Annotated in this window: 11 protein-coding genes; 6 read left to right on the forward strand and 5 right to left on the reverse strand. The window is 50.5% G+C overall.

The features are described from left to right. Together OB13_RS01710 and OB13_RS01715 are read right to left on the reverse strand one after the other, a co-directional pair. A partial coding sequence (locus OB13_RS01710; RefSeq protein ID WP_461488416.1) for an ABC transporter ATP-binding protein occupies positions 1-836 on the reverse strand: 836 nt, incomplete at its 3' end. 78 nt (positions 837-914) lie between these two features. Beyond that, positions 915-1,646, reverse strand: coding sequence for an MlaE family ABC transporter permease (locus tag OB13_RS01715; RefSeq protein ID WP_461488417.1), 732 nt, complete (start codon positions 1,644-1,646; stop codon positions 915-917). Between the two features lie 113 nt (positions 1,647-1,759). Between OB13_RS01715 and OB13_RS01720 the strand changes: the two genes are divergently transcribed. The 5 genes from OB13_RS01720 to dnaN all read left to right on the forward strand — a co-directional run bounded on the left by OB13_RS01720 (position 1,760) and on the right by dnaN (position 7,300). Next, entirely contained in the window at positions 1,760-2,467 is a 708-nt protein-coding gene (locus OB13_RS01720) for an SDR family oxidoreductase (RefSeq protein ID WP_461488418.1), read from the forward strand. Between the two features lie 161 nt (positions 2,468-2,628). Next, entirely contained in the window at positions 2,629-3,540 is a 912-nt protein-coding gene (gene gldA / locus OB13_RS01725; protein ID WP_461488419.1) for a gliding motility-associated ABC transporter ATP-binding subunit GldA, read from the forward strand. 107 nt (positions 3,541-3,647) lie between these two features. Next, a complete protein-coding gene (gene gldF, locus OB13_RS01730; protein WP_461488420.1) occupies positions 3,648-4,376 on the forward strand; it encodes a gliding motility-associated ABC transporter permease subunit GldF in 729 nt (242 codons plus the stop codon). Then, on the forward strand, positions 4,370-6,070 hold the full coding sequence (gene gldG, locus OB13_RS01735; protein WP_461488421.1) for a gliding motility-associated ABC transporter substrate-binding protein GldG: 1,701 nt from the start codon (positions 4,370-4,372) through the stop codon (positions 6,068-6,070). The genes gldF and gldG overlap by 7 nt, the downstream gene beginning before the upstream one ends. Before the next feature lie 105 nt (positions 6,071-6,175). Then, a complete protein-coding gene (dnaN, locus tag OB13_RS01740) occupies positions 6,176-7,300 on the forward strand; it encodes a DNA polymerase III subunit beta (RefSeq protein ID WP_461488422.1) in 1,125 nt (374 codons plus the stop codon). Positions 7,301-7,369: 69 nt separating this feature from the next. On the opposite strand, the gene OB13_RS01745 is transcribed toward dnaN, so the two are convergent. Further along, complete coding sequence (locus OB13_RS01745) at positions 7,370-8,410, reverse strand: endonuclease/exonuclease/phosphatase family protein (protein WP_461488423.1); 1,041 nt, start codon at positions 8,408-8,410, stop codon at positions 7,370-7,372. Positions 8,411-8,488: 78 nt separating this feature from the next. Here OB13_RS01745 and gldC point away from each other — a divergent pair, with 78 nt between their 5' ends. Continuing rightward, entirely contained in the window at positions 8,489-8,830 is a 342-nt protein-coding gene (gene gldC, locus OB13_RS01750; protein ID WP_461488424.1) for a gliding motility protein GldC, read from the forward strand. A gap of 75 nt (positions 8,831-8,905) precedes the next feature. Here the strand turns inward: gldC and OB13_RS01755 are convergent, their stop codons facing one another. After that, the gene (locus OB13_RS01755; protein ID WP_461488425.1) at positions 8,906-9,439 is read right to left on the reverse strand and encodes a hypothetical protein; all 534 of its coding nucleotides are present in this window, start codon (positions 9,437-9,439) and stop codon (positions 8,906-8,908) included. A gap of 200 nt (positions 9,440-9,639) precedes the next feature. Further along, positions 9,640-10,176, reverse strand: coding sequence for a dCTP deaminase (gene dcd / locus OB13_RS01760; protein ID WP_461488426.1), 537 nt, complete (start codon positions 10,174-10,176; stop codon positions 9,640-9,642). Between the last annotated feature and the right edge of the window lie 186 nt (positions 10,177-10,362).

Here is a 10,362-nt window from a genome sequence, read left to right on the forward strand (position 1 = left end):
GAGCCGGCTACCCGGTCTACTGTTCCCGCCTGGTGATTCTGGTGATTATTTCGTGCTTCTACCGCTTCCTCTCCACGATCTTCTTCTTCCACCCGCTTGGCATCGCGCATCAGGCGGTTGGCGAATATAAAATCGTTGAGCTCCTTGATATCGGTGTCCATGATCTCATCGCGGGTGCCTTCCCAGAGCTTCTTGCCTTCAAACAGGAACATGATCTTGTCTCCGATCTCGATCACGGAGTTCATGTCATGTGTTACGATGATGGTGGTGATGTTATACTCCTCGGTGATTTCCTTGATCAGCTCGTCAATCTTGAGCGAGGTCTGGGGGTCCAGGCCCGAGTTAGGCTCATCGCAAAACAAGTAGGTACAATTGGGGGCAATGGCACGTGCTATACCTACCCGCTTTTTCATACCACCGCTTAGCTCAGAGGGCATCTTATCGTTCGCGTTTTCCAAGCCGACGCGGTTGAGGCAGAAGTTCACCCGCTCGATCCGCTCCTCTTTGCTCATTTCGGTGAGCATCTTCAGCGGAAATTCCACATTCTCCTCTACTGTCATGGAGTCAAAGAGGGCCGAGCCCTGAAAGAGCATACCGATCTTACGGCGTATTTCCTGGCGAATGTCCAGCTTGTTGTTGGTGAAATAAGTGCCATCAAAGGTAACACTTCCCAGATCCGGCTTTACCAGGCCTACAATGCACTTGAGCAGCACGCTTTTGCCGGTGCCGCTGGCGCCGAGCAGCAGGTTGGTTTTGCCGGTCTCAAAGACCCCGCTTACACCATCGAGCACTTTTTTGCCATTAAAGGCCTTGTGTATGTTATGAATTTCGATCATATGCTGGTTCAGAGGTCCGGGGTAGCAACGAAGGTGCGCGCTATACCTGGAACATAATTTAATTTGAAGTAATTCGTTTTATAGCAACAGGTAAGCCAGTATAAAGTCACCAATCAGTATTGCGATCACACTGTTGGTAACGGCAGCCGTACTGGCAGCTCCTACCTCCAGGGCGCCTCCCATGGTATAATAACCCCTGAAAGAGGAAATGGTTGAAATCAGGAAAGCAAATACAATAGATTTGATCAGGGCAAAAACCACGTTATAAGGGATAAACTGATCGCGTATACCGGTGATGTATTCCTGCGCCGTCAGCTCTCCGGAGAGGGTACCAGCCAGGTAGCCACCTGCAATAGAGAGGAACATGGACAGGATCACCAGCATCGGGAATACCAGCAGGGCCGCCAGTACTTTTGGAAGCACCAGGTAAGAAGCCGAGTTAATGCCCATTACTTCCAGCGCATCCACCTGTTCGGTGATCTGCATGGTACCAAGACCACCCGCAATGCTGGAGCCCACCTTGCCGGCCAGCACGATCGAAGTGATCGTGGGAGCCAGCTCCAGGATCGTCATTTCCCGCACCATGAAGCCGATTGTGGAACGCGGTATAAAAGCATTGTTGAGGTTATAGGATACCTGCACACACGTTACAGCGCCTATAAAGGACGAAACAATGGCCACAATCACAATCGAATTGATCCCGATCAGGATGGCTTCATCAATGGTTCTGTTAAACAGGATACGAGCCGACTCCCGGCGGGTAAAAAGGCTCGACATGAAGAGTAAATATTTGCCCAGGGCTTGCAACATAAGGTGCGGTTGAATAGGTTAAACCAGGTAAGAACAGGTTACTAAACAAAAATAATGTTTAAATGCCTATATTACGCTTAAAATTTTAAAACGAACAGACCTATACCTAAAGCATGCAACAATATATTCTGGTGACAGGCGGTACGAAAGGAATCGGGAGAGCCGTCATTGAGCAGTTTGCCAAAGAAGGCTTTCACATCATCACTTGTTCCCGAAACGAAAAGGACCTGCAAAAGTTGAAGCTCGAGATAGAACAGCGCTATACCTTTACCAAAGTGCTTTACCAGGAAGCAGACCTGAGCGACAAAGAATCCCTGAATAACTTCATCAAATATGTAAAAGGCCTGGATGTGAAAATTGATGTGCTGGTCAACAACAGCGGCCTTTTTATACCTGGCAAAATATACGAAGAGGACGACAATGCGCTCCCTTTCATGATCAACACCAACGTCTACAGTACCTACTACATCACCAAGGCTTTCGTGACGGATATGATCCGGCGTCGGAGCGGACATATCTTTAACATGTGCTCTACAGCCAGCATCACCCCCTATACCAACGGCGGTTCCTACTGCATCTCCAAGTATGCGGTCTATGGCCTGACCAAGGTGCTGCGCGAGGAGTTGAAAGAGCACAATGTCCGGGTAACGGCTATACTTCCGGGGGCTACCCTGACGGCCAGCTGGGAAGGTGTGGATTTGCCGCCGGAGCGCTTTATGCGGTCCGAAGATGTGGCCATGGCCATCTACGGGGCCTATACCATGTCCCCGAACAGTGTTGTGGAAGAAGTGCTGATCAGGCCGCAGCTGGGAGACATTTAGAGTTAGAGAGTTTTGCGGATGAATGGAAATCCGGATAAGAAAATTAGAAAAAAACTATACTGTTTTCTTTAAAAGATGGGTCTCCCTCCCTTTGGAAGTGTTAATTTTGTGAAGAAGGGAAGTGCTGTCTCCTTCTGCAGTTAAAAATAAAGCCTACTGAGTTGTCTGTTGAAGTTAAGAACTTAACAAAAGTATTTGGAGCGCAGCGTGCCGTGGATGAAATTTCCTTCTCGGTAGAGCAGGGGCAGATCCTGGGTTTTCTGGGGCCGAACGGTGCCGGAAAATCCACCACCATGAAGATCGCCACCTGTTACCTTCCGCCCACATCGGGTACTGTGCTGGTGAATGGCCACGATGTGGTGCAGGAGCCGATGGCGGTGCGGCGGAGCGTAGGCTACCTGCCCGAGCACAACCCGCTATACCTGGACATGTACGTGCACGAGTACCTGCAATTTGTAGCCTCTGTGTATGGCCTCAAGGGCCGCCGGGCAAAGGAGCGGGTACAGGAGATGGTGGATATGTGCGGTCTGACGCTGGAACAGGGCAAAAAGATCGGAGCCCTCTCCAAAGGCTACCGCCAGCGGGTAGGGCTGGCGCAGGCGCTGGTGCATGATCCGCAGGTGCTTATACTCGATGAGCCAACGACAGGGCTCGACCCGAACCAGATCGTAGAGATCCGCGCGCTGATCAAGCGCATCGGGCAGGACAAAACCGTGATTTTCTCCACGCACATCATGCAGGAAGTGACCGCTATCTGCGACCGGGTCGTGATCATCAACCGGGGCAAATTGGTGGCCGACAGCGATGTGGCCAGTCTGCAGGCTGGGGAGCGCAACGAAAAGATCACGCTGGTAGAGTTTGAACAGCCGGTGCCTGTAGAATCACTGGAGCAGGTGCCGGGCGTACTGAGCGCGACGTTGGCGCAAGGCTATACCTACCGGATCACGTCCCGCCGTGACACCGACATCCGCTCGGCCATGTTCCGGGTTGCCGCCGAGCGTAACTGGCCGCTTGTGGGCCTGCGCCACGAAGAGAACTCACTCGAAAAGATATTCCAACAACTAACTAAGTAGAATTAAGAATGAAGAATTAAGAATTAAGAATTATTTAAAAATCGAGTTGGTAGTTACTCTTGCCAATCATTCCTAATTCTTAATTCCTACTTCCTAATTGAATCAGAATGTTCGCTATACTGAAGAAAGAATTTAACGGCTTCCTTAACACGCTGATCGCATACATCGTGATCATGGTGTTTCTGGTGGCCATCGGCATGTTCATGTGGGTGTTCCCCGAGAGCAATGTGCTGGATTATGGCTTTGCAGATATGCAGACGCTCTTTAACATGGCTCCCTGGCTGTTCCTGTTCCTGATACCGGCGATTACCATGCGCACCTTTGCCGAAGAGAAACGCGAAGGGACGATCGAGCTCCTGCTGACCAAACCGATCACGGATCTGCAATTGATCCTGGGCAAGTATTTCGCGGCCCTGCTGCTGGCTTTATTTGCGCTTATACCTACGCTCCTTTACTACTATACCGTGTACGAGCTGGGCAATCCGCAGGGCAACGTGGATTCGGCTGCCGTGGTGGGCTCCTACCTGGGCCTGGTTTTCCTGGCGGGAGTGTTTGCTGCCATCGGGGTATTTGCCTCTTCCGTTTCGGATAACCAGATCATTTCGTTTGTGATCGCCATCTTTCTTTGCTACATCTTCTACGCCGGCTTCGATCTCATCGCTTCCATACCTGTATGGGGGAGCTACAGCTATTTTGTGAGCCAGCTAGGTATAGCCTACCACTACACGGCTATCAGCAAAGGGCTGATCGACTCCCGCGATGTGCTCTACTTTGTAAGTGTGATTGCCATCATGGTTCTATTGACTAAACTAGTTTTGAGCAGCAGAAAATGGTAACAGAGCAAACCACGCCACACAAAAGCAAGCGTAGCCGCGATATCACCCGATTTCTGTTGCTTACCGGAGCGATTTTGCTCCTCAATATCCTGGCAGCTAATTTCTTCTTCCGGCTCGATTTGACCGAAGACAAACGCTATACCATCTCGCCTGTTACCAAGCAGATGCTGCAGGAGCTGCCGGAGACGGTTTTTGTAGAAGTATACCTGGAGGGCGATTTCCCGGCGGGTTTCAAACGGCTGCAGCAATCGGTGCGGGAGACGCTGGATGAGTTTCGTATCTACTCAGGTGGGAATGTCCGTTATGAGTTCATCGATCCGAATGCGATCTCTGATGAGAAGGAGCGGGTCGCTTTTTTCCAGCAGCTGGCTGAGAAAGGTATACAGCCTACTAACCTGCGGGCTACGGAAGAAGGCAAACAGGTCGAGCGCCTGGTATTCCCGGGAGCACGTGTCATGTACAAGGGCAAGGAAACCTCCGTCACACTGCTGAAAGGTAACCTGGCCGCCTCGGCCGATGAACGCCTGAACCAATCGGTGGAAGGGGTGGAGTACGAACTGGCCACAGCCATACGCAAAGTAGCCTTCCCGGAAACCAAAACGATCGGGTATATCAGCGGGCATGGAGAACTGGAGATGCAGCAGGTAACCGATTTGCTGGGTTCGCTGCAGGAGTTTTACCGGGTGGCACGCGGTGAGTTGCCCGAGATCCCTTCGCTGCAGGGGCTTGACCTGATCATTGTAGCAAAACCAACCACGGCCTTTACGGAGGCTGACAAATTTAAAATTGACCAGTTCATTATGAAAGGGGGCAAAGCCGTTTTCTTTGTGGATGCCCTCAATGCCAACATGGACAGTGTAGGAGCAGGCGGGATGTTTGCCATGCCCTACAACCTGAACCTGGACGACCTGTTCTTCCGCTATGGCGTGCGCCTGAACCCGACCATGATCATGGACCTGAACTCCGGCTTTATACCCATGGTAACCGGCTATACCGGGGAGCGGCCGCAGACGGAGATGATCAACTGGCGCTTTTATCCGTTGCTCAACAACTTCAGCAAGCACCCGATCACCCGCAACATCGATGCGGTATATGCCAGGTTTATCGGCACGATCGACACCGTAAAAGCAGCTGGCATCCGAAAGACGCCGCTGGTCTATACCTCCACTTATTCCCGCGTGCTGCAGCCACCCGTGCCACTCACGCTGGAAGAAGCGCGCATGGAAGTGAAGCCAGAGCAGTACCAGGCAGGCCAGCAGCCGGTGGGCTATCTGCTGGAAGGTACCTTTACTTCGCTCTTCCGCAACAGGCCAGCCCCGCAGGGTATGGGAAACGCGAAGGTGAAAGAAACAGGCGTGCCCTCCAAAATAGCCGTGTTTTCGGACGGGGACCTGGTGCGCAACGAGGTGAACCCACGTACCGGGCAGGCGTATGAACTGGGCTTTGACAGGTATAACAACGTGAAGTTTGCCAACAAGGAGCTGGCCATGAACACGATCCATTACCTTCTCGACTCCGAAGGCCTGATCAACGTAAGGAGTAAGGAAATACAGCTCAGGCCGCTGGATAAGGTGCGGGTGAAGGAAGAACGTACCTACTGGCAGCTGCTGAACCTGGTGGCGCCGATCCTTTTGCTGGCTTTGTTTGGGATAAGCCGTTACTATCTGCGTAAGCGCAGGTATGAGCGCTTTTAATATAGACTCTTTATATTAAGAAATTGTGAAAAAGCTGCCGGTCGGCCGATAGTATAAATGCGAAATATTTATAACTTTGTTCAAATAACATTATAGCTATACATAATGAAATTTATCGTCTCTTCATCTGCTCTTTTGAAGCAGTTATCCAGCATAAACGGCGTAGTAACCAACAACCCGGTGGTGCCTATCCTCGAAAACTTCCTGTTCGAAATCAACGACAGCACCCTGACCATCACAGCCAGTGACCTGGAAACTTCCATGATCACCGAGCTGCAGGTAGAGGCAAAGGAGAGCGGGCGTATTGCTGCGCCTGCCAAGATCCTGCTGGAGACGTTGAAGAACCTGCCGGATCAGCCGGTAACCTTTACCATCGACGAAGAGACCTACACCATCGAGATCAGTTCTGCCAATGGCCGTTACAAGCTGTCAGGCGAGAATGCAACTGATTTTCCGCGTGTACCGGTAGTGAAAGGTGGCAATGCCATCGAGATTCCTTCCAACGTGCTGGGCAGGGCGATCACCAAAACCATCTTTGCAGTAAGCAACGATGAGCTGCGTCCGGCCATGACAGGTATCTTTGTACAGTTGCGTGCCGACAACGTAACGTTTGTAGCCACCGATGGGCACCGTTTGCTGCGTTTCCGTCGCACCGACATCAACACCAGCCAAGAAGCTTCCCTGATCATTCCACGTAAGGCCTTCACCTTGCTGAAGTCCACGTTGCCATCCGAGGCAACGGCAGTTCGTATGGAGTTCAACCAGTCCAACGCTTTCTTCAGCTTCGACAACATCCGGATGATCTGCCGCCTGATAGACGAGCGCTATCCGGATTATGAGAACGTGATCCCGACCCAGAACCCGAACAAGCTGGTCATTGACCGTGCCTCCCTGCTGAGCTCTGTAAGACGTATTTCCATCTACTCCAACAAGACCACGCACCAGATCCGCCTGAAACTGTCCGGCTCTGAGATGCAGGTGTCTGCCGAAGATCTGGACTTCTCTAACGAAGCAAATGAGCGCCTGACCTGCCAGTACGATGGCGAGGACATGGAAATCGGCTTCAATGCCAAGTTCCTGATCGAGATGCTCAACAACATTGATTCAGACGAGATCACCTTTGAGCTTTCTACGCCGAACCGTGCGGGACTGCTTATGCCGCTTGCCAACGAAGACAATGAAAATGTTCTGATGCTGGTAATGCCTGTGATGCTGAATAATTACGTATAAGGATATAATTTCTCCTAATGCAGAAAGGCGGACCATTTGGTTCGCCTTTCTGTTTTTATACCTATCCGCTTATTTGATCTGTTGCAGCTTGATGTATACTGGGAAATGGTCGCTGTAGCCTCCCAGGTAGAGGCTGCCGGAGAAGGTGCGGCGGGGTGTGTCCTTGTACTTGCCGAATGTGAACTTGGCAAATTCAGGCGCGTGAATGGTGGCCGAGCCTCTTACAAACTGCAGTCCTTCACCGCCCAGGAAGGACTTGGAAAGAAGCACCTGGTCCAGCATCTTGTTGTCATTGCGGGTATGGACGCTGCCACGGCCCTGCACATACCAGATGTAGAACGTATTGTAGAGCTCGTCCTGAAAAGCAGGATCAGGCCGTCCTGTTGCCCTCAGTACCTGCTCCATTACAGTCGATCTGGGTTCCTCTGCAAAATCTCCCAGTACCATGATCCGGACGTTCTTATCTGCTTTGCGCTGCGCATCAATCTGTCTGCGCAACTCGGCAGCTGCCGCTCTCCGGCGGCTGTCGCCCAGGCTGGTACTGCCCTTATCTTCCGGCCAGTGGTTCACATAGATGGTGACCGGCTCACCCAACAGATTGCCTTTCACCTGCAAAATGTCCCTGGAAGCAAAATTGCGTTCAGGAAAACGGACCGGCAGGCTCTTTTGTGCAGTAGGTTTAAATACCCTGGGATTATAAAGCAGGGCCACATCCATACCTTCCGGATCGGGAGAATCGTAGTGGATGATGCTGTAACGGCGTTTACGCAACTCCGGTGAGTTGACCAGGTCGTCGAGCACCCGGCGGTTTTCCACTTCGCTCAGGCCCAGTATGGCAGGACCGTCTTTGCCGCCTATGCCTGCAATGACAGTTGCCACATTTTTGATCTTGGTCTTATAGCGGCTTTCGTCCCATTTCATTAACCCAGTGGGCGTAAAGCCCTCATCGTCTACTTTGGGGTCGTTGACCGTATCATACAGGCTCTCTGTGTTGTAAAAGGCCACCGTATAGGGTTTCGGTTTCCTTGTGATGGAAGAAGTCAAGCTGGCACATCCCGAAAGGAAGGTCAGGGTAAAAAGAAAAAAGAAGGTTTTTATTCCGTAGCGCATCGCGTAACTTTGTACTTGTTATAAATTGTTAAAGCATAGTACGAGATATATATAGCACAAAGTTTAATTTAAACGAAAATGAAGAAGTCAGAAATATACTTCAGTATAGCATTAGACGAGCAACGTGTACCCGAAGCCATCAGCTGGCGCGCTACCGATGCCGGGGATAAGATCCATTTCGCCAAGGCCATCAACATCTCTTTGTGGGACCGCGATGAGGCCGGCACCATGAAAATCGACCTTTGGACAAAGGAAATGCCAATCGACGAGATGAAATACTTTTATATCGACACGATCGGGGCTATGGCGCAAAGTATAGCAACTGCTACCAGCGACAAGGTAATGGCGGATAAGATGCGGGCCCTGTGCGAGGAGCTGATGAGCCACGTAGAAGAGGAACGAAAGAAAGAAAATAACTAAACATCCTAACACAACAAAAGCCGCCTGAATGGGCGGCTTTTGTTGTGTTAGGTATGGTGTGCTGCGTATGCAGTCTTAGTTTACAGTAGAAGTGGCAGCTTCTGCAGAAGCATTACCTGCTGTAGCTCCCTGAACCGCCTCACCAGCTGATGTGGCTACCTTCTCAGCACCTTGCTCAGACAGGCTGGCTACAAACTCTTTGTCTTTCTTAGAATATACTTTACGGTGACCGAAGTAGTCATTGTACTGAATAGTGCTCAGAACATCTTCCAATTCCTGGTCACGAGTCGCCAGTATGGCTTTGCACTCGTTATCGATCATATTCTGATCGCCGGTAAATCTCTGCTCAATTTCTGTGATCTGAGCTGCCACGTCCATATTGATAGCTCTTACCTTACTTGCCTGGTAGTTGTTCAAGCGAAGCTCGCGGATCATTTGATCTGACAGATTATTAGCCCGCTGCTCAACCAGTGCAGTCTTTTTGGATGTAACGGCTGATTTATTTTTCGTCTCAGAAGTTTTCGTCTTGGATGCTTTCGGATTGCTGTTTGCTGATACACTGCAAGCTACTCCGAAGGTCATAAACAAGAAACACAGTAAATTCTTCATGGTTTTATTTCTTTAGCTGTTATACTTTCTCTTAACGTTCCTGTACTGGTGCGGATTCTTTAACTAAACCCCGTCGCTTCCTAAATAATTCCTTCGCACCTCTATTATTATGTATACGTGATAGAGTGCATAAATGGTGCCAAAAAGAAAGCCGGACAGGGATTCTGGCCGGCTTTTTAACGTTTTTGAGTACAATTTTATTACCAATTATTCTTCCACATCATGGACTCTACCGGCTTCATTGTGCGGTGGTTATACTTGGCATTTTCTTTCAGGTTATAGTAGTTTTCTATACCTCCTGACACTTCAAAATAGATCAGCTGGCCGATCGGCATGCCGTGGTATACCCGTACAGGCTGCGTCACCGATATTTCCAGGGTCCAGGTGTTGCAGAAGCCTACATCGCCCTTGCCGGCAGTAGCATGTATATCGATGCCCAGTCTCCCGACACTGGACTTACCCTCCAGGAAAGGCACGTGGGCATGGGTTTCGGTGTATTCTAGCGTCACACCCAGGTATAGCGTGTCCGGGCGCAGTACAATGCCTTCTTCCGGTATATCAAACACATCAATTTCATTGTGGAGGCGGGCATCGAGTACCTCGTCTCTATAAGTAGCCAGGTAACGGCCCAGGTGTACGTCATAGGAGTTTGTTCCCAGGCCTGAGCGCTTGAATGGCTCGATCAGGATGGTTCCTTTCTCAATCTCCGCTAAAATCTGCTTATCTGTTAATATCATGGGGGTGCACGGTTGTGATCGTAAAAGTAATCAAAATGGTTGGAATGCGGAATGGTTAGTTGCCGATTGTTCCTGGCAAAAAATGTAGTAAAGTAGAAAAGGCAGTTAGCGGTAGCCAAACATCTTTTCCAGTTGGCGCGTTGGGCAGGAGAGGGCCAAACAAAACGGCAGCTCATGGGGAGGAGC

The sequence above is a fragment of the Pontibacter sp. HJ8 genome, from assembly GCF_054824225.1.